Origin of the sequence: Bradyrhizobium sp. TM239 (genome assembly GCF_036247985.1) — a bacterium.
In the GTDB taxonomy this organism is placed as follows: Bacteria; Pseudomonadota; Alphaproteobacteria; order Rhizobiales; family Xanthobacteraceae; genus Bradyrhizobium; species Bradyrhizobium ottawaense.
The window spans coordinates 801,332-821,291 of sequence record NZ_BTIR01000005.1; the positions used below are offsets into that span (position 1 = coordinate 801,332).

The window sequence follows — 19,960 nt, forward strand, 5'->3', positions numbered from 1 at the left end:
GTTCAGCCGCGGCGCAGGGCGAAATGGGCGCCGCAGAATGCCATGACGGCGCCGAGGCACAGCGCGGCGAGCCCGGCCAGCACGCCCGAGACGGTCGGGACCGGGCTCGGTGCCGAGGCCACCTGGCCGGCACCGGCGAGCAGCAGCACGCCGACCGCGATCAGGAACTGCCGCATCCGTTGCGGGATCTGGCCGTCGGCGGCGCTCTGCATCAGCGTCGCCGTGAAATAGCCGCCGGAGAAGCCGACCGTCGCGATCAGCCACCACGCGATCGCCGCGCCCGCCGGTATGAACTCATGCGTGTCGGAGCGCCAGAGACCGCCGAGGTCGAGCCCGTAGCGCGCGCCCAGCATGTGCACCGCGAGCGCGAGCAGCACGCCTGATATCACGGCGGCGCCGAGAATCAGGCGGCGCGGAAAAAAGGTCGTCTCAGCCATGCCTCGCTTGTAGGATGGGCGAGGGCGATCGCGCAAGCGGATCGCAGACGGGGATTGATGATCGGGATGCAGGTTTCGGAAGCTGAGGCCACGCCGGTCACGAGCTATGCCTATAAGGCGTCGCTGATCGGCTCGGCGCATCGCTTCGAGCTGACGGAGCAGGGGCTGTCCTGGCACATCGGCGGCCGCACCGCGCTGTGGCCTTATGACGAGATCAGCGCGATCCGGCTGTCGTTCCGCCCGGTGTCGATGCAGCAGCACCGCTTTCGCGCCGATGTCAGTCACAGCAGCGGCCGCCGCATCGCGATCCTGTCGACGAGCTGGCAGACCGCGGCGCTGATGGCGCCGCAGGACAACGGCTTTCGCGCGTTCATGCTCGCGCTGCACGCCCGGATGGCGAAGGCGGGCAGCCGCGCGGTGCTGACGGCGGGGCTCGGCCGCACGGCCTATGCGGCGGTGCTGGCGTTCCTGGCGGTGCTCACGGTGGCAATGGTCGGCCTGTTGATCCGCGCCCTCGTGAGCGGCGAGTTCGCCGGCGCGCTGTTCATCCTCGGCTTTGCCGCGCTATTCGCCTGGCAGGTCGGCGGCTTCGTGCGGCGCAACCAGCCGCAGAGCTATCGCTTCGATCAGGTGCCGAAGGCCCTGCTGCCCTAGACCGATCGCTACGACCAACCGCTACTCCGTGGAGTCGAAATCCTCTTCCTTGGTGCCGAGCAGCGAGACGAGCGTGCGCAGGCCGGAATCGAGCTGCTCGAAGGTGGGCGGCGCGAGCGCGAGGCGCACCGCATTCGGTGCATGGCCGTGGGCGATCGCGAAGGTGGAGGAGGGCGTCAGCGCGATGCCGCGCCTCGCTGCTGCTCCGACGAAGGTCTGCGAGCGCCAGTGTGAGGGCAGCGTCAGCCAGAGATGATAGGAGCGCGGATCGGCCGCGTGCTGGTAGCCGGCCAGCAGCCTTGCGGCGGTCTGCTGCCGCCGCGCGGCGTCGATGCGCTTCAGCCGCGTCAGCTCGGCGACGGTGCCGTCGGCCATCAGCCGCTGCCCGGCCGCCAGCGCATGGCCGGAGGCGATCCAGCCGCCGGTGCGCACCGCGCTCATCACGCTCTCGCGCAAGTGAGGCGGCGCCACGAGGATGCCGAGCGCAAGGCCCGGCGCGACCTTCTTGGACAGGCTGTCGATCACGATGCAGCGGTCCGGGCCGAGCGCGGCGAGGGGCGTGTCGTCGGCGAGGAAGCCGTAGACGGTGTCCTCGATGATGGTGAGGTCGAGCTTTTCGGCGACACGCATGATGTCGGCGCGCCGCGTCGCGTTCATGGTGACGCCGAGCGGGTTCTGGATGATGGGCTGCAGATACAGCGCCGACAGATGCGCCTCGCGATGCGCTTTCTGGATCGCATCGGGCCGCGCGCCGAATTCGTCCATCGGAATCGGGACCAGCGTGATGCCGAGCCGTGCCGCGATGCTCTTGACGTAAGGGTAGGTCAGCGCCTCGACGCCGCAGCGGCCGCCGGTGGGGACGAGTGCTGCAAGCGCGGCCGCGAGCGATTGCTTGCCGTTGGCGGTGAACACGATCTGCTCGGCCTGCGGCGCGAAATCCTTGCGCGCGAGATAGGCGGCGGCAGCGTTGCGCGCGCTCTTGGTGCCGGTGCTGGTCGAGACGCGCAGCGCGGATTCGAGCGCGTCGACGCGCTCGAGCCCTGCGAGGCTCTTGGCGATCATCGCCCATTGCTGCGGCAATAGTGGATAATTGACCTCGAAATCGATCCGCGCATCGCGCGGCTCGCTCAAGGCCTCGACCTCGCGCCTGATGTCGCCGGAGATGAAGGTGCCGCGGCCGACCTCGCCGACGACGAGCCCGCGACGCAGCAACTCCGTATAAACCCGGCTCGCGGTCGAGACCGCGATGCCACGGTCATAGGCAAAATTGCGCTGCGGCGGCAGCCGATCGCCGGGCCTTAACGTGCCGTTAGAGATATCCGAGGCAATGGCATCGGCAAGCTTCACGTACTCGAACTTGGACATTATTGCACCGAGAGCAATGTTTTACTTGCTCCGAGCAGTGTACTGGAGCATTTAAGTTCCATCAAGTTCCACGATTGAGCCGAGGTGAGCGAGAGCAATCCGACGGCAAATGAGGTGCAGACGCTGACGGCGTCGGCGCCAACGGCACCTGCTTCGCCGCGCGGGACAACAGGCCGGAGAAGAAACATGACCACGATCTCGCAAACTGCCGGGCGGAGTTTACGCCCATCCTCGACGGGCGGATTTTTTGCAACGCTCGCCCATGGCGCCTATGCGCTGTTCAACCGCCTCGAGCGCCGCTCGGCCGTCAAGACGCTGAACGAGCTCGACGACCGCGCCCTGCGCGACATCGGGATCACGCGCAGCCAGATCGAGGACGCCGTCTACGGGCAGGTCAAGGCCGAGCTGACGCGGTATCTGTGAGGCGCTTCTGCCGCGCTTCCTCCCGTGTCCCGGACGCGACGCAACGCTCTTGGCGTTGCGGCGCAGAGCCGGGACCCAGCAAGCCGCGCTCGCGCTGCTACATGGGCCCCGGCTCTGCAGCGCACCGCTGAAGAAGCGCTGCGCTGCGTCCGGGGCACGAGAGCGGAATTTGGACGCAGCTCGTAGGATGGGTAGAGCGCAGCGAAACCCATCAACACTTCCCCTGTGTTGAAACATGATGGGTTTCGCAAGTGCTCTACCCATCCTTACGCCTCCGAGACACAGCTTCGCATCCTCGCGGCGCATCTCGCCCGAGCTTTGCTTGATCGCCTCACCCTCAATTGAAAGAGGGCGCAGGGAAGACCGGGCGCCGGCTGGCACCCGCGGTCCACTGTGCGAAAGGCAGTAGCGAAATCTGCACAGCGGCATACAGGTGTAGCCAGGACATCCCGGCCTTCCCTGCGCAGTGGCTTTACGGCTTATGTCGTGCTCTCCCCGGGGAGCGTTGCACTATTGCCCCCGTCGCCTTGCGGATGGCTGACGAGCGCGTCCGGTTGGACGATACCCATCACCACAAGACTTGACGCACAGACCCCGGGCGTCAGGACCACACGATTTTGCCGTACGCCGATCACACCGGTCGTGTGCGCGACGGTTCTGCTCACGGCTCTCCGCCCTGCAGAACCCTTCGCGCCGATGTCACCTGCGTCCACCGCCGCCCGGCCCGCGTTCGTGACGATCGCGATACGCCCCTCTTCCTTGGGCCGGGTTGTCGCGACACATACGTCATTTCCGAATTTCGGTAAAGTGGAATGTTTTTGGCGGCGTGGATTGACCTGCGGCTTGGTGTTTTGCCCGACGGGCAACGCAAGGGCTTGTTGTAGATGCGTAGGGTGGATTAGCCGAAGGCGTAATCCACCTCTTCTGCTTCCGCGGAGAGAGACAGTGGTGGGTTACGCCTTCGGCTAACCCACCCTACAAGACCGGACGCGACGCTCAATGCCTCACCACCAGCACCGAGCACTTGGCGTAGCGCACCACATGCCCGGCGTTGGAGCCGAGGAAATAGGTGCGCATTGCCGGCCGGTGCGAGGTCATCACGATCAGATCGGCCTTCATGTGCACGGCTTCTTCCAGGATCTCGTGATAGATGCCGCCCTGGCGTACCACGCTGGAGATGCGGGAAGCCTCGATGCCGGATTCGCGCGCGACGATGGCGAGGGCTTCTTCCGAGGTCTGGCGCTGCTGCTCGTCGAAATCGGCCGGCACGTATTCGGCCAGCATCACCGGCGTCATCGGCAGTACGTTGAGCAGGCGCACCGCACCACTCCAGGTCTGCGACAGCGTTGCCGCGGTCGCGATCGCCGGCTTGGCGAGATCGGTGTCGGCGAGGTCGATGGGCACGAGGATGGACTTGAACATCTGCGCCTCCAAATCTTCCAGTCAGCACGTTTTGCCGGCCGTCGGGATCATCCCGATCGAAGCAGCTTGGGACTGGTGAACAGCACCAGCTTGCCGCGGCGGTAGGCCACGTCTCCCCAATCCTTGACGTCAAAGTCGAAGATCGCAAGCCCCGCGGTGGGCAGATTGTCGGCGAGCGCCCTGGCGCCGGCCGGATCGCCGCCGCCCATCAGCATCAAGGCGGCCTCGTGCATGCCGGGATTGTGGGCGACCAGCAGCAATTGCTTCGGGTCGGCCGGGGCGGTTGCGGTGCGAATGGAATCCAGGATCTGCGCAGGATCGGCGCCGTAGAGTTCCGGCAGGATCTCGACCTGCGGCGTCGGGACGCGGTCCTTCATCGCCTCCCAGGCGATGTCCCAGGTCTGCCGGGCCCGGACAGCGTGCGACACCAGCACGGTATCGGGGAAGGGCGGATGGGTGGCGATCCAGTCGCCGATCCGGGCGGCATCCTTGTGGCCGCGATCGTCGAGCCGTCGGTCCTGGTCACGGCCGCTCGGAGCGTCAGTCTCGGTCTTGGCGTGACGCAGCAGCATCAAACGGCGCATGGCATTCTCGAATCGTTACGGTCGCGGATAATGTACAGACGCGGGTGAGGACAAGGTGACAAGCGCCTGGTTGGTATAAACTAGAACGAATCGTCATCGCGCTTAAGGTTGTTATTTCGACCATGATCTGTTCGGAAAACCGCTGCACAGCTTTCCGGATCATGCTCTAAGAAAACGACATGAGCGAGACTTTCACAAGCGTGTCCCAGGAAGAAGCCGGCTTTCGCGACCGCGTGCGGCTGTCGTTCGATCTCGACGCCGACATCTGCGTCATCGGTGCCGGGCTTGCCGGGCTCTCCATCGCGCTGGAGGCGGCCCGGCTCGGGGCCAGTGTCGCGGTGCTCGAGGGCCGTCATATCGGCTGGAACGCCTCCGGCAACCAGCTCGGCACCGTGATGCCGGGCTTTGCGCTGCCGCTCACCGACCTGATCGAGCGCATCGGCTTCGAGGACGCGCGTGAATTGTGGACGCTGTCCAAGGAGGGGGCCGAGTTCGTCCGCGCCAACGCCACGGAAGAGAACATGCCGGGGATCGCCTCGGGCAACGGCGTGCTGGAGGTCTCCAACGTCGACGCCGGCGACCGTCTGATCAGCCGGTTGCAGATGCTGAACGAGGATTTCGACACCGAGGTCGAAGGCTGGCAGGTCGATCGCGTCCGCGAGGTGCTCAGGACCGATCGCTATTTCCACGGCGTGTATTATCCCAAAGCGTTCCAGGTCGACGGCCGCAAATATGTGCACGGCCTTGCGGCGCTGGCGCGGCGGGCAGGCGCCCGCATCTTCGAGGACACGCCGGTCGTCAGCATCGATCATTCCGGCATCCGCAAACGAATCGTCACGCCGTCGGCGCGTATGCGCGCGACCCACATCGTGCTCGCGGGCAACATCCATCTCGGCGCGCCCTTGCGGCGCCTGTCGGAGACGCTGCTGCCGGTCTGGCGCTATGCCGGGATCACCGCGCCGCTCGGCGAGCGCGTGCACGAGATCATCGCCTTCAAGGGAGCGGTGATGGATTCCGACGGCGTCGACCATTTCCGTATCGTCGACGGCGACCGGCTGATGTGGGAGAGCCCTGAGACCACTTGGGCCGCGCGTCCGCAGCGCTTTGCAGGCAGCGTCAGGCGGCGGATCCGCACGATCTTTCCGGAGCTCGGCAATGTCGAGGTCACTGATATGTTCGGCGGCGCCACCGGCCAGACCGTGCACGGCATGCCGCAGATCGGCCAGTTGCGCAAAGGCCTGTGGGTGGCGAGCGGGTTCGGCCGCCAGGGCATGAACACCTCCGCCATGGCCGGGCAGATGATCGCGCGCAGCATTCTGTGGGGCGATGAGCGCTGGAAGCTGTTCTCGCCGTTCGAGCTGGTCTGGGCGGGCGGCGCCACGGGGCGGGTCGCGGGCCAGCTGGTCGGGATCTGGGGCAGGGCGAGTTCCGCCGCCGCGGGCTCGCTCGCTCGCTACCGCGAACGTGCCAGGGTCAAGGACAGGGAGCGCGAGGCGCGTCTCGCCGAAGCCAATCGGGCCGCCGGCACCGGTCCGCGCCGCCCACCGCCCGGTGTCCGGCCGCGGCCGGCCCCACCGCCGAAACCTGCGGCCCAAGGGGAACAACAGGCCGCGGAACCGGCCTCGCATGATGGCGCCACCTCCCAATAAGTTGAGAGAAATTCCGCCCGGGAATGTAACGTCGGCCGACAGAGCCCGTATCTCAGGGCGTGGAACTCCCGCACGGAGAATGAGATGTTTGACCGCCGCATCCTGTTGACGACTGCCGCCGGCCTGTTCGGCCTTGGGGCCTTCCGCTGGCTGAGAGGAACGCCTGCCGAGGCTGGCGAGAAAGCCGCAGAGAAGTTCGAGATCACGAAGACGGAGGCTGAATGGCGCGCCCAGCTCACGCCGCAGCAATATGAGATCCTGCGTAACCACGGCACCGAGCGGCCCGGCTCCAGCCCGCTGCTGAAGGAGCACCGCAAGGGCACCTTCGCCTGCGCCGGCTGCGACCTGCCGCTGTTTGCCTCCGAGACCAAATTCGAGAGCGGCACCGGCTGGCCGAGCTTCTACCAGCCGATCGAGGGCAATGTCGGCAAGACCGAGGACCGGGCCTACGGCATGGTGCGCACCGAGGTGCATTGCCGGCGCTGCGGCGGCCATCTCGGCCACGTCTTCGACGACGGTCCGAAGCCGACCGGATTGCGCTATTGCATCGACGGTTTCGGTCTGGTCTTCCGCCCGGCCGCCGCGTCCGCGACGTAAGGAAGGCCCGGCAATAAATGCCGGTCCCGGCAATTGTGCCCCGGTCATCGGACCGGGGCTTTTTCATTAAGTCATTGATTTTCTGAGAATACCCGCATTGGCACAGCCCTTGCGACTGTCCCTTCCGACTGCGGCCATGGTCGACCGGCCGCCGAGATCGGATCTGGAGACAAAGTTATGGGTATCTTCGATGCAATGAACACCTCGGTGGGTGGCCTGCAGGCGCAGTCCTACGCGCTTCAGAACATTTCCGGCAACATCGCGAACTCATCCACCACCGGGTACAAGGGCATCGGCACCAGCTTCGTCGATCTCATTCCGGACGCCTCGGTGCCGAGCAAGCAGGTCGCGGGCGGCGTGACGGCCAACGCGAAGGCCACCATCACGACGCAGGGCACGATCTCGGGCTCCAGCGTCGCCACCAACATGGCGATCACCGGCGACGGCTTCTTCTCGATCCAGAAGGCGACCGGCGTCGTCGACAACGTGCCGGTGTTCAGCGGCGTCACCTATTACACACGGCGTGGCGACTTCCAGCTCAATGCCAACGGCAATCTGGTCAACGGCGCGGGCTACTATTTGATGGGCGTCACGGTCGACCCAAAGACCGGCAACCCGACCGGCAATGTGTCGAACGTCCTGAAATTCCAGAACAACTTCATCCCGGCCCAGGCGACAACCTCGATCCAGTACGCGGCGAACCTGCCGTCCCAGCCGAATACGGCGGCGAGCTCGACCGCGGCAAGCAAGACGCTGCTGGCGGCCGGCGGCCTGAACCCGTCCGATTTCGCCGCCAACCCGCTGATCGTCGGCACGCCGCCGCCGCCCTATACGAATGCGACGGTCTCCGGCGCAGCCGCCACCGGCAATCTGCGCTCGGCCTATACGGCGACGACCGCGACCGGCACGGTGACGCTGCTGGACAGCGCTTCGGCGGCGGCGACTAGCAACACGTCGCTCGATTCCGCCGTGTCCCCGCATCTCAACACCAGCCTGCTCACCAACCTGGCCGGCAAGTCGCTGACGGTCAACGGACAAACAATCAACTTCGACAACACCGTCTCGGGCGTCTCGACGGCCGCTGGCCCCCCGGTCGTCACCACGATTGGTCTGCAATCGCCCACCGCCGCCAAGATGTCGGATGTCCTCAACGCGATCGCGTCTGGAGCCGGCGTCCCCGCCGCCAACGTGACTTTGACCGCCGGCGGTAACATCCAGATTACGTCCAGCACCACGGCCGACGTCACGATCGGCGGCACTGCGGCAAGCTTGCTCGGCGTCAGCAGCGTGACGCGCGGTGGTAACGTGCTGTCCACCCCTGCGATTACGAGTGGTACACAGCTCGGTGGCACCGCGCAGCCCGGCGGCGCGGAAGTCCTCTCGACGCCCTTCGTGGCCGGCAACACGATCCAGGTCAACGGCACGGGACCCGCCAATACGATCACCTTCGTGGCCTCCGGTGCTACTCCTCCGAACCAGATCAACATCACCGACGACATCGCGACTCTGCTCAACCAGATCGACCAACTCAGCGGCGCGAGCGGCTCTTCGATCAGCAACGGCGTGATCACCCTGAGCACCGGTATCGCCAATCCCACCTTGACGGTGACCAGCAACAACTCCAGCGCCTTCGCTGCGCTCGGTTTCACGTCGTCCATCTCCAAGAACCGCGGCGGCGGCGGCACGGCCGGCACCGGCGGCGTGATCGGCAACGACATCGCCACGTTCACCAAGGAATCGATCAGCGGCGGTGCGGTCACCGCCTACAACGCTGCGGGCACGCCGGTGAACCTGCAATTGCGCTGGGCCAAGACCGACAGCGCGTCGCTGGGCACGGGTCATTCCGACACCTGGAACCTGTTCTACCAGACCGATCCGAATGCGACCGGCACGACGGTCGGCTGGGTCAACACCGGCCAGGCCTTCACCTTCGCTGCCGACGGCTCGCTGACCTCGCCGGCCGGCTCGGGCATCACCATCAACAACGTCAGCGTCAGCGGCCAGTCGCTCGGCTCGGTCGCCTTCAACATCTCCTCGGGTGGGCTGACGCAATATGCCAGCACCAGCGGCGCGGTGACCATCAACACCATCACGCAGAACGGCTACGCCGCCGGTCAGCTCCGCTCCGTCGCCGTCAACAACAGCGGCCTCGTGGTCGGCACCTTCTCCAATGGCCAGAACCTCAACCTCGCCCAGGTGACGCTGTCGCACTTCAACGGCACCAATTACCTCAAGGCGATGGACGGCGGCGCCTACGCCGCGACGGAGCAGTCGGGCCCAGCGATCGACGGCGCGTCGGGCAGCATCAGCGGCTCGTCGCTGGAAGGCTCCAACACCGACATCGCCGACGAGTTCACCAAGCTGATCGTGACCCAGCAGGCCTATTCGGCCAACACCAAGGTGATCACGACGGCGAATTCGATGGTGCAGGATCTCCTGAACGTGTTGCGCTGACGGCGCGTGACGTAACCAAAGGCGGCCAGTGATATGGGTTTGAGTTCAGCCCTCGCCAGTGCGATGAGCGGTCTGCGTGCCAACCAGGCCGCGCTCTCGATCGTCTCCTCGAACGTCGCGAATGCGCAGACGCCGGGTTACGTCGTCCAGACCCCGAACCAGATCGAGGTCACCACCGGCGACTTCGGCTCGACGGCGATGACGACCGGCGTCAGCCGGGAGCTCGACACCTATGTGCTGAATCAGCTGCGCACCGAGACCGGCGGCAGCGGCTACGCCGACCAGATGGCCAACATCCTGAAGCAGCTTCAGAATGTCTACGGCACCCCGGGCAACAGCGGCACGCTCGAAAGCGCGCTGAACAAGTTCACCACGGCGCTGCAGGCGCTGTCGACCAGCTCGGGCGCCTCGTCGGCGCAAACCGTTGCGCTCGGCGCGGCGCAGGCGCTGGCGACGCAGCTCAACGTCACCACCAAGGGCATCCAGTCGCTGCGCTCCAACGTCGAGCAGGATCTCGGCAATTCGGCGCAAGCGGCCAACGCGGCCATGAAGCAGGTCGCCGACATCAACACCAGGCTGCAGGGCCTGTCGGCCAACGACCCCTCGGCCGCGACGCTGATGGACCAGCGCGACCAGGCCATCAACACGCTGTCGAAATATGTCGACGTCCGCGTCACCACCGACGGTTCGAACCAGGCCAACATCTACACCACGACGGGCATCCAGCTCGTCGGCGCCGGGCTCGCCTCGCAATTCTCCTTTGCTTCCGCCGGTGCGCTGTCGGCGACCTCGCTCTACAACATCGATCCGGCCAAGTCCGGCGTCGGCGCGTTCAACATCGTGCTGCCGAACGGCTCGAAGGTCGACGTCGTCGCCAACAACGTGGTCTCGTCCGGCCAGATCGCGGCCGATCTGAAGCTGCGCGACCAGACGCTGGTGCAGGCGCAGAACCAGATCGACCAGCTCGCCGCGACGATGTCGAGCGCGCTGTCCGACAAGACCACGGCCGGCAGCACCGTGTCCGGCCCGCCGGCCGGCTTCGACATCGACCTTTCCGGCGCGCTGCCGGGCAATACCGCCACCTTCACCTACACGGACGTGGCGACCAATACGAAGCGCCAGGTCACGCTGGTCAACGTCACCGATCCGGCGGCGCTGCCGCTGCCGAACGCGACCAACGCCAACCCGATGCAGATCGGCGTTGATTTCGCCAGCGGCATGGGCACGATCGCCTCCGTGCTCAACACCGCGCTCTCGGGCTCGCATCTGGCCTTCTCCGCGGCCCCTCCGCCGGCGACCGCCACGACGCTGCGGATCACCGACGACAACAGCGGCCTTGCCAAGCTCAATTCGGCCTCGACGAGCAAGACGATCTCGTCGCTGACCTCGGGCAATCCGCAACTGCCGCTGTTCACCGACGGCGGACAGGCGCTCTACACCGGCGCGATCACCGGTTCGGGCTCGCAGATGACCGGCCTTGCCGGACGCATTGCCGTCAACACGCAGCTGGTCGCCGACCCCACCAGGATGTCGGTGTACAACACCTCGCCGGTGACGCCTTCGGGCGACACCGCGCGTTCGGACTATCTCTACTCGCAGCTCACCTCGGGAGTGTTCTCCTATTCGCCAACGAGCGGTCTCGGCTCTGCGAGCCAGCCCTTCACCGGCAGCGTCTCGAACTATCTCCAGCAGTTCCTGAGCGTCCAGGCCAATTCCGCGACCCAGGCCACCCAGCTGCAGCAGGGCCAGGGCGTCGTGGTCTCGACGCTGCAGGCCAAGTTCGACTCGACCTCCAAGGTCAACCTGGACTCGGAGATGTCGAACCTGATCCAGCTCCAGAATGCCTACGCCGCCAACGCCCACGTCATGTCGGTGGTGCAGAGCATGATGAATACGTTGCTCCAGGCTCAAGTGTAACAAGTAACAGGGCTCTGAAACATGTCGATCAGCAGCATCAACTACTCTTCGTCGATCCTCGGCTCGCAGATCCGCAACATCAATCAGCAGCTCACCGACCTGTCGACGCAGCTCTCGACCGGCAAGCTGTCGCAGAACTATTCCGGAATGGGCACCAACGAGGGCTTTGCGATCGCCGGGCGCGCGCAACTCTCCAACATCGCCGCCTATACCGACACGATCACCAACGTCAATGTCAGCATCAACCTCGCCAACACCGCGCTGCAGTCGCTGACCAAGATCCGCAGCACGGTGCAGACGGGCTCGGCCAACACCGCGCAGGATCTCAACGTCAACGGCCAGACCATCGCGCAGAACACCGCCGCCGCCCAGTTCGGCTCGATGGTCGGCGTGCTCAACACGCAGACGGGCAACCGCTATCTGTTCTCCGGAACGGCCATCAGCACGCAGTCGGTTGCGAATGCCGGCGACATCATCAACGGCACCACGACGCAGGCGGGCTTCAAGACCGTGATGGCCGAGCGCCAGGCCGCCGATCTCGGCGCCAACGGCATGGGCCGCCTGGTGCAGTCGCAGCCGACGCCGAGTTCGGTGCAGGTCTCGGAAGACGCCGCCGGGTCGCCGTTCGGGCTCAAGCTCAAGGCAGTATCCTCGACCCTGACGGGCGCGACCGTCACCGGCCCGAGCGGCTCGCCGGTGTCGTTCTCGGTCGATCTCAACGGCGTCAACCCGAACAATGGCGACAAGCTGAGCGTGCAGTTCACGCTGCCGGACGGCTCGACCGAGCAGATCGACCTGACCGCGTCGACGGCGACGCCGACGCCGCTCGGCAGCTTCGCGATCGACGCCAGCACCCCCGTCAATCCGACCAACACCGCGAACAACCTCAACACGGCGCTGAACACGGCGATCACGAAACTCGCCAACACCTCGCTGGTGGCGGCATCCGCGATCGTCGCCGGCGACAATTTCTTCAACACCGCGAGCTCTGCGATCGGTGCTCCCAAGACCAGCCAGGCGGGCCCGACCGTGCCGATCAGCGGAGCGACGGCGTTGTCCGGTACCAGCCCCACGGACTCGATCGCGCCGGGCTTCGTCGCCGGCGACACCATCACCGTCAACGGCACCACGCTGACCTTCGTGGCCTCGGGCGCGACCGGCAACCAGCTCAACGTCGGCGACAGCATCCAGACCCTGCTGAGCAAGATCGACGGCATCACGGGGACGTCGAAGCCGTCGACGATCCATGGCGGCTCGATCACGATCAATACGGACGACGCGGCGAGCCTGAACATCACGAGCTCGAATACCGGCGCGCTCGGTTCGCTCGGTTTCAGCACGACGCCTGTGACCGCCACCCAGCCGCCGCTGCGCGTCGGCTCCTCGCCCGCGAACTCGGCGACGACGCTGGTCAACGGCTCGGCCACCACCGTGAAGTGGTATCTTGGCAATGACGGCCCCGGCTCGGCGCGCTCCACCGCGATGGCGCGGGTCGACGATTCCGTCACGGTGCAGTACGGCGCCCAGGCGAACGAGGACGCGATCCGCCGGCAGCTGCAGGCGATCGCGGTGTTCGGGACCTTCTCGACCTCGCCGACCGGACAGTATTCGGGCGGGCAGGTCGCCGCGCTGAGCCTGCGCACGACCCAGGCGCTGACCCAGCAGCCCGGCCAGCAGCGCATCGAGGACATCCAGACCGACATCGCGATGGCCCAGAACACGATGAAGGACGCCGGCACGCGCCAGACCCAGGCCAAGGCGCAGCTCCAGACCATCATCGACCAGGCGGAATCGGCCTCGCCGGACGAGGTCGCGAGCCAGCTCCTGGCGCTCCAGAACGCGCTCCAGGCGTCCTACCAGGTGACCTCGAACCTGGCGCAGCTCTCGCTCGTCAAGTTCCTGTAAGGATGCGTTAAGGCGCCGTTAACCATGCCTCTTTACCTCTTGGTGAGGATTGGAGCGGGGCGGAGCTGTCGATGTCGGACAAGATGCAACTGGTGGTGGCAACGCCCTGCTTCGGCGGGCAGGTGTCGAGCATCTATGCGAGCTCGATCTTCGCGCTGCAGCGGGCCGTGCACGGCATGTCCAACCTCGAGCTCAAGGTTCTGCTGCGCGACGGCGATGCGCTGATCACCCGCGCGCGGGCCAATCTGGTCGCGATGTTCCTGGACGATCCCAGGGCGACGCATTTCCTATTCATCGACGCCGATATCGGCTTCAAGCCGGAGCAGGTGTTCAGGCTGATCGAATGCGGCGCGGATGTCGTCGCCGGCTGCTATCCGATCAAGCGGATCAACTGGGACAAGGCCGCGCGTGCGATCCAGTCAGGTCGGGCCGACGTGCCGGCCGCCTCGCTCGACTACGTGCTCGAGATCGAGGATCCCGATCGCATCGTCGTGGTCAACGGCTTCACCCGCGTGCGCTATGCCGGCACCGGCTTCCTGATGATCCGGCGCCAGGCGCTGGAGGCGATGTGCCGCCATCCGGACTACGCGGGCTTGCAATTCTTCCGTGAGCATTCCCACGACACGCTGGCGGCGAGCCAGAACCGGTTTGCGCTGTTCGAATGCATGATCGACCCGGCGACCGGCACGTATCTTTCCGAGGACTTCGCCTTCTGCAAGCGCTGGACCGATATCGGCGGCGAGATCTGGGCCGATATCCAGAGCTCGCTCGATCACGTCGGACCGTCGGTATTCCACGGCGACATCGCCTCGCAATTCGCGCCGGCGCCCGCGGCGGCGGCCGATGCGGCGTGAGCCTTCCGGGATGAGCGCGGGCGCGTCCCGTCTGTCAGGTCAGGAGCGCGCCCCCGACGTCGGCTCGCGTTATCGCCTGCGCGATCTCTTCACACCCCTGGACACGCTGCTGGTCTCCGGCGGCGATCCGCGGCTGGCGCTCGACGCCAGCGATCGCGTCAACGGTTATGGCTGCGCGGCTTCGCCGGAGCCGGAGATCTGGAATTTCGCCTCCTCGACCGCATCGACGATCTCGCAAATGGCCTACGACCGTGCCGCGCTGGCGCGCGAAGAGCTGATGCACAAGTGCCTGCTCGACGAGGTCGAGATCGCCTTCGATGCGCGCTGCGAGGACATGCGGGACGAGCTGCGCGGCCATCTCCAGCTCTCGCCGCGCGTCGACGTCGTGTTCTCGCCCTCCGGCACGGACTCCCAGCTCCATGCCCTGTTCCTGGCGCGTGTGTTGCTCGGGGCGCCGCCGGTGACGATCGTGGTCGGCGCCGACCAGACCGGAAGCGGGACGACCCATACCGCCCGCGGGCACCATTTCAGCTCCATGACGGCGAGCGGCCTCGCGGTTCGCAAGGACGGTGCGGTTGCGGGGCTCGCCGGCGCCAGTGTTGCGCTGCCGCTGCTCGGAACCGCGCCGGGGATTGCGATGCGCGCCGACATCGATGTCGCGGTGCTGCATGCGATCGAGGCCACGATCGCGCAAGGCGCGCCCGTGTTGCTCCAGATCATGGATGCATCGAAGCTCGGCTGGCGCGCACCGAGCGCGGCCTGTCTCGACGAGATCGCGCGGCGCTGGCCGCGCAAGGTGCAGATCGTCGTCGACGCCTGCCAGGCCCGCCTCGGCCGCCGCCGGCTGCGCTCTTATCTCGACCGCGGCTACATGGTGCTGATGTCAGGCTCGAAATTCTTCGGTGGGCCCGCCTTCAGCGGTGCGGTGCTGGTGCCGAAGGGCCTTTCGCGGTCGCTCGACCGGGTCGAGGGGATTGCGCCTGGTATCTTCGACTATGCCGGCCGTTGTGATTGGCCGGTGGCCTGGACGGCGCTGCGTTCGCGCTTCGAACGCCGTCCGAATTTCGGTCAATGGCTGCGCTGGGAAGCGGCGCTGGCCGAGATCGGCCGCTACTACGCCGTATCAGGGGCTTTCCGCACCGAGGTGCTCGCCGAGCTCGCCGCCGGCATCGACAGCATGATCGCGCTGTCGCCGTCGCTTCGCGCCGTTCCATCCGCGATCGGGGTCGCCGACGCGGATGATGAGGAATTTGCACAAACCACGATCTTTCCGTTCATCCTGCTGCGCGACGGCCGGCCGGTCTCGATCGCCGAGACCGGAGCCGTTCATCGCGCGCTGGCGCATGACATGAACGAGGCGATCGGCGGCAGCGCGGCGGACCGGCAGGTCGCCGTGCAGCGCTGCCTGGTCGGCCAGCCGGTGCGGCTGGAGCGGCAGGGCGAGGCGCCGCAGGCCGTGCTGCGGCTCTGCGTCGGCGCACGGCTCGTGACCGAGGTCTGGTCGCCGGACATGGCGCAGGCGCAACGCAACGTGCAGGAAATTCTCGATCGCATCGCCCATGTGCTGGTAAAGATCGAGCTGCTGCTCGACCGTGGCGCGGTCGCGGCCGTCCCGGTAAACTCCGCGTTCGAGGTGTGAGATGCAGCATCCGGTTTCCGCGCCGCTTCGCATGACCGCGGCGAACTATGCCGATCGCATCGGCTTTGCGCAGCTGACGCGCCAGGCCTTCGAGGGTGTCGACCTGCATCCGTTGCGCGACCAGTTGGTGGCGCGGATCGCGGCGGGGACCGCACTGGCGGGCGAAGGGCTGGATCTGTCGTTGATCACCCAGCTTCTCGGCGACAAGGATCAAGGGCTAGCGATCCAGTCGGAGGTGCTGGCCTTCCACCAATTGTTTCGCACGCCGAGCGCTGCCCTGAAGCCGGGCTTGCGCGTGCTCGCGCTGGCAGCCGACATCGACATGGGCGGCAACACGCCGATCGATTTTCTGCTCGAAGGCTCCGACATCGAGCTGTTGACGCTCTATGTGGTCAAGGGCGTCGGTCTGCCAAAGGATTTGCCCGAGCACGACGTTGCCATCGTGGTCGCATCCGATTCCGAGGAATGCCGCGAGGCGCTCGCCTCGATCGCGAAGGCCGCGCCGCATTGGCCGCGGCCGCTGCTCAATCGTCCCGATCGCATCGGCAACCTCGATCGCGACAAGCTGTATCGGCTGCTGGCCGGCGTGCCGGGTCTCGACATTCCCGCGACCATCCACGCGACGCGCGCGCAATTGTCCGATCTTTCGCGAGGGCGGATCGCTTGCGAGGACATCGCGGGTGAATTGCGCTTTCCAATGATCGCGCGGCCGCGCGGCTCGCATGCCGGCGTCGGGCTCGCGAAGCTCGACGATGCCGCCGCGCTCGCTGCCTATCTTGCCGAACGTGATGAGCAGGATTTCTTCGTCGCGCGCTTCGTCGACTACGTGAGCCCCGACGGGCTCTACCGCAAATATCGTCTCGCGATGGTCGATGGCAAACCCTACGCCTGTCACATGGCAATCGCCGACCGCTGGGACATCTGGTATCTCAACGCCTACATGGCGTTCAGCGAGGAGAAGCGTGCAGAAGAGGCGATCTTCATGCACGACTTCGATCACGCCTTCGCGGCGCGCCACGGAAGCGCGCTCGACGAGATGAGCAAGCGCGTCGGCCTCGATTATTTCATCGTCGATTGCGCCGAGAACCAGAGCAGCGAGCTGCTGGTTTTCGAAGCTGACAACACCGCCGTCGTGCACAACATGGATTCGCCAGTCGTGTTTCCCTACAAGCCGCCACAGATGCGCAAGATCTTCGCGGCGTTCTCGGCGATGCTGTCGCGGCATGCAAGAGCAGGCGAGGGGAGCGCAACATGAACGAGATCATCCGCAACGCGCAAAGCTCTGTCGCGCGCACCTCGCTCGACCCGCAGGACTGGAGCGAATTTCGCGCGCTCGCCCATCGCATGCTCGACGATGCGATCGACGGCATCGCCAACGTTCGGGCGCGCCCGGTCTGGCAGCCGATCCCTGATGACGTCCGCTCGGCCTTCAAGGCCGACGTGCCGCGCGAGGCGAGCGACCTCGCCGAGGTCTATCGCGAATTTGCCGATCACATCGCGCCCTATGCGACCGGCAACGTCCATCCCGGCTTCATGGGCTGGGTGCATGGCGGCGGCACCGCGGTCGGCATGATCGCGGAGATGCTGGCAGCCGGCCTCAACGCCAATCTCGGCGGACGCGACCACATGCCGATCGAGGTCGAGCGCCAGATCGTCGACTGGATGCGCCGCCTGTTCGCCTTCCCGGAATCTGCGAGCGGCATCTTCGTCACGGGCACGTCGATGGCCAATCTGATGGCGGTGCTGGTGGCGCGTAACGCTGCGCTCGGCACGCTGGCGCGGCAATACGGCATCGGCAATGACGGCGCGCTGCTCACGGCCTATACGTCGCAGGCCGCGCATGGCTGCGTCTCCAGGGCGATGGACATCGCCGGGCTCGGCACCGACGCGCTGCGCAAGATCGGCGTCGATGCCGATCATCGCATCGACGTAGCCGCGCTACGCGCGCAGATCACTGTCGATCGCGAGGTCGGCTTCAAGCCGTTCCTCGTCGTTGCCTCTGCCGGCACCGTCGACATCGGCGCGATCGACGACCTCAAGGCTATCGCGGAGCTGTGCCGCGAGGAGGGCATCTGGTTTCACGTCGATGGCGCTTTCGGCGCGCTCGCGATCTTCTCGCCCGAGCTCGCGCCGCTGCTCGGCGGCATCGAGCTCGCAGATTCCATTGCGCTCGACTTTCACAAATGGGGGCAGGTGCCCTACGACGCCGGCTTCCTGCTGGTGCGCGACGGCGAGCTGCATCGGCAGGCCTTCGTGCAGCCCGCGGCCTATCTGCGCCGCGAAGCGAGGGGGCTTGCGGCGGGCGCGGTCTGGCCCTGCGATCTCGGCCCCGATCTGTCGCGTGGCTTCCGTGCGCTGAAAACGTGGTTCACGCTGAAGACATTCGGTACCGATCGGCTGGGTGCGACGATCACGAGAAGCTGCGCGCTGGCAAAATATCTGGAGGCCCGCGTCCTGGCTGAACCGCGGCTGGAATTGCTGGCGCCGGTCAACCTCAACATCGTCTGCTTCCGTTATCGTGCCGATGATGCGGTCAATCGCGAAATCGTCGCCGACATCCAGGAGTCCGGCGTCGCAGCGCCCTCGAGCACGACGCTGGGCGGCAGGTTTGCGATCCGCGCCGCGATCGTCAATCACCGCACCGAGGAGGCGGATGTCGACGCGCTGGTCGCGGCCGTGCTGGAGTTCGGCGGCCGGCGGTGCGGCGACGGAATGATCGAGGTCGAGGCACCGCCGCTCGCAGCGCAATAGCACTGGTGCATGGCTGAAACGACAACGGCCCCGGAGACGATCCGGGGCCGTTGTCGTTTGCGGGACTGGGGCGCTCGCGTGGCGCGAACGCGCGCGGTCAGGCGGCGGAGCTCACGTCGTCCTTGTCCCCGTCCTTGGGGTGGGTGGCCTCGAACTGGCTCCGCAGCTTCTCTTCATAGGCGATCAGCTTGCGCGCATCCTTCAGCGCCCGGTAGAGGTCGCCGTTCAGGATGTTGTTGTTGATGCCCTCGATGATCGGCCAGGCGCTCGGCACCGCGGTGACGATATCGCGCACCAGGTTGAAATAGGTGCCGTGCTGGCTCTGCGGATCCGGCGAGATGTACATGAGCTGGACCGCCAGATAGACGAGCTTCGCCGGCGAATCCGCGGTCTCCGGCGTGAGGATGTCGCGCTCGCGCAGGATCGGCACGTTGTCGCCGTCGATCAGGAGGCGGGCGCGCTGGTCCGTGTTGGTAATCACGCAGTTACCGACGATGATGCGTTCGTGCGGTCTGAGCTCGACCTTAAGGGCCATTGCCTGTTCTCCATCAACGCTTTCGTAACCGAGCGTTCGTTGCGGCCTATTAAGACGTGATTCTCGCTCGCAATTAGTTAACGAGCTGTAAATTCCCGCTATTTGCGCGGGAAATCGCAATATTTTCAAGGTCCTACCCGTGCGGGCTGCGCGACGATCTGCGCGGCTTCCCCGGCCGAATCACGCGCGGCCCGGCAAAAGCGCGGGTTTCATTTCATGTTTCGTTAGAGGTCTCGGCGCCACGGTCCGCCGGTCGCTGGGTCAGCCTAGATCCAAGCAGACGAGTAACAGTAGCGTCGTTTACCAGAAAGGTAACAGAGTTATGTCAGGCATCGTCCTCTCCTCGTCGGTTCGTCAGAACCTCCTCTCCCTCCAGTCCACCGCTGATCTTCTCGCCACCACGCAGAACCGTCTGTCGACCGGCAAGAGCGTCAATTCGGCCCTGGACAATCCCACCAACTTCTTCACCGCACAGTCGCTCGACAACCGCGCCAGCGACATCAACAACCTGCTCGATGGCATCGCCAACGGCGTGCAGGTGCTGCAGGCCGCCAACACCGGCATCACCTCGCTGCAGAAGCTGATCGACAGCGCGAAGTCGATCGCCAACCAGGCGCTGCAGACCACGGTCGGCTACTCCACCAAGTCGAACGTCTCCGCCACCATCGCCGGTGCGACGGCGGCCGACCTGCGCGGCACGACGAGCTTCGCCAGCGCGACCGCAAGCAGCAACGTTGTGTTTAGTGGCGCGGCGGGCGGCACCACGGCGGCGAG

General features: G+C 65.9%; 17 protein-coding genes. 12 read left to right on the forward strand and 5 right to left on the reverse strand.

Features of this window, described 5'->3' with window-relative positions; translation table 11 throughout:
* Positions 1 to 2 precede the first annotated feature (2 nt).
* Complete coding sequence (locus AABA84_RS12445; RefSeq protein ID WP_028144325.1) at positions 3 to 437, reverse strand: hypothetical protein; 435 nt, start codon at positions 435 to 437, stop codon at positions 3 to 5.
* 66 nt (positions 438 to 503) lie between these two features.
* Here AABA84_RS12445 and AABA84_RS12450 point away from each other — a divergent pair, with 66 nt between their 5' ends.
* The gene (locus AABA84_RS12450; protein ID WP_338312202.1) at positions 504 to 1,091 is read left to right on the forward strand and encodes a hypothetical protein; all 588 of its coding nucleotides are present in this window, start codon (positions 504 to 506) and stop codon (positions 1,089 to 1,091) included.
* A gap of 21 nt (positions 1,092 to 1,112) precedes the next feature.
* On the opposite strand, the gene AABA84_RS12455 is transcribed toward AABA84_RS12450, so the two are convergent.
* Positions 1,113 to 2,456 carry an aminotransferase-like domain-containing protein gene (locus AABA84_RS12455; RefSeq protein ID WP_338312185.1) on the reverse strand — a complete coding sequence of 448 codons (1,344 nt, stop codon included), beginning with the start codon at positions 2,454 to 2,456 and terminating at the stop codon, positions 1,113 to 1,115.
* Positions 2,457 to 2,642: 186 nt separating this feature from the next.
* On the opposite strand from AABA84_RS12455, the gene AABA84_RS12460 reads away from it, so the two are divergent.
* The gene (locus AABA84_RS12460; RefSeq protein ID WP_212250511.1) at positions 2,643 to 2,879 is read left to right on the forward strand and encodes a DUF1127 domain-containing protein; all 237 of its coding nucleotides are present in this window, start codon (positions 2,643 to 2,645) and stop codon (positions 2,877 to 2,879) included.
* A gap of 996 nt (positions 2,880 to 3,875) precedes the next feature.
* Here the strand turns inward: AABA84_RS12460 and AABA84_RS12465 are convergent.
* Entirely contained in the window at positions 3,876 to 4,301 is a 426-nt protein-coding gene (locus AABA84_RS12465; RefSeq protein ID WP_008554848.1) for a universal stress protein, read from the reverse strand.
* Between the two features lie 47 nt (positions 4,302 to 4,348).
* Complete coding sequence (locus AABA84_RS12470; RefSeq protein ID WP_212250506.1) at positions 4,349 to 4,885, reverse strand: SixA phosphatase family protein; 537 nt, start codon at positions 4,883 to 4,885, stop codon at positions 4,349 to 4,351.
* Positions 4,886 to 5,064: 179 nt separating this feature from the next.
* On the opposite strand from AABA84_RS12470, the gene AABA84_RS12475 reads away from it, so the two are divergent.
* The 9 genes from AABA84_RS12475 (at position 5,065) to AABA84_RS12515 (ending at position 18,651) form a co-directional block, all read left to right on the forward strand.
* The gene (locus AABA84_RS12475; RefSeq protein WP_338312186.1) at positions 5,065 to 6,534 is read left to right on the forward strand and encodes an NAD(P)/FAD-dependent oxidoreductase; all 1,470 of its coding nucleotides are present in this window, start codon (positions 5,065 to 5,067) and stop codon (positions 6,532 to 6,534) included.
* Positions 6,535 to 6,618: 84 nt separating this feature from the next.
* Entirely contained in the window at positions 6,619 to 7,131 is a 513-nt protein-coding gene (msrB, locus tag AABA84_RS12480; protein WP_212250501.1) for a peptide-methionine (R)-S-oxide reductase MsrB, read from the forward strand.
* A 177-nt stretch (positions 7,132 to 7,308) separates the two neighbouring features.
* Positions 7,309 to 9,585 carry a flagellar hook-basal body complex protein gene (locus tag AABA84_RS12485; RefSeq protein WP_212250499.1) on the forward strand — a complete coding sequence of 759 codons (2,277 nt, stop codon included), beginning with the start codon at positions 7,309 to 7,311 and terminating at the stop codon, positions 9,583 to 9,585.
* A gap of 33 nt (positions 9,586 to 9,618) precedes the next feature.
* Entirely contained in the window at positions 9,619 to 11,502 is a 1,884-nt protein-coding gene (gene flgK, locus AABA84_RS12490; protein WP_212250497.1) for a flagellar hook-associated protein FlgK, read from the forward strand.
* A gap of 21 nt (positions 11,503 to 11,523) precedes the next feature.
* The gene (locus tag AABA84_RS12495) at positions 11,524 to 13,407 is read left to right on the forward strand and encodes a flagellar protein (protein WP_338312187.1); all 1,884 of its coding nucleotides are present in this window, start codon (positions 11,524 to 11,526) and stop codon (positions 13,405 to 13,407) included.
* A gap of 71 nt (positions 13,408 to 13,478) precedes the next feature.
* Positions 13,479 to 14,261 (forward strand): hypothetical protein, encoded by a 783-nt coding sequence (locus AABA84_RS12500; protein ID WP_212250493.1) that lies wholly within the window; start codon positions 13,479 to 13,481, stop codon positions 14,259 to 14,261.
* A complete protein-coding gene (locus AABA84_RS12505; RefSeq protein WP_338312188.1) occupies positions 14,251 to 15,900 on the forward strand; it encodes a hypothetical protein in 1,650 nt (549 codons plus the stop codon). Before AABA84_RS12500 ends, AABA84_RS12505 begins: the two co-directional genes overlap by 11 nt.
* Position 15,901: 1 nt before the next feature.
* Entirely contained in the window at positions 15,902 to 17,155 is a 1,254-nt protein-coding gene (locus tag AABA84_RS12510) for a hypothetical protein (protein ID WP_338312189.1), read from the forward strand.
* Entirely contained in the window at positions 17,152 to 18,651 is a 1,500-nt protein-coding gene (locus tag AABA84_RS12515) for a pyridoxal phosphate-dependent decarboxylase family protein (protein WP_338312190.1), read from the forward strand. The genes AABA84_RS12510 and AABA84_RS12515 overlap by 4 nt, the downstream gene beginning before the upstream one ends.
* Before the next feature lie 97 nt (positions 18,652 to 18,748).
* Here the strand turns inward: AABA84_RS12515 and flbT are convergent, their stop codons facing one another.
* Positions 18,749 to 19,186, reverse strand: a complete 438-nt coding sequence (gene flbT, locus AABA84_RS12520) for a flagellar biosynthesis repressor FlbT (protein WP_212250488.1) — start codon at positions 19,184 to 19,186, stop codon at positions 18,749 to 18,751.
* Positions 19,187 to 19,508: 322 nt separating this feature from the next.
* Between flbT and AABA84_RS12525 the strand changes: the two genes are divergently transcribed.
* A partial coding sequence (locus AABA84_RS12525; RefSeq protein ID WP_445083410.1) for a flagellin N-terminal helical domain-containing protein occupies positions 19,509 to 19,960 on the forward strand: 452 nt, incomplete at its 3' end.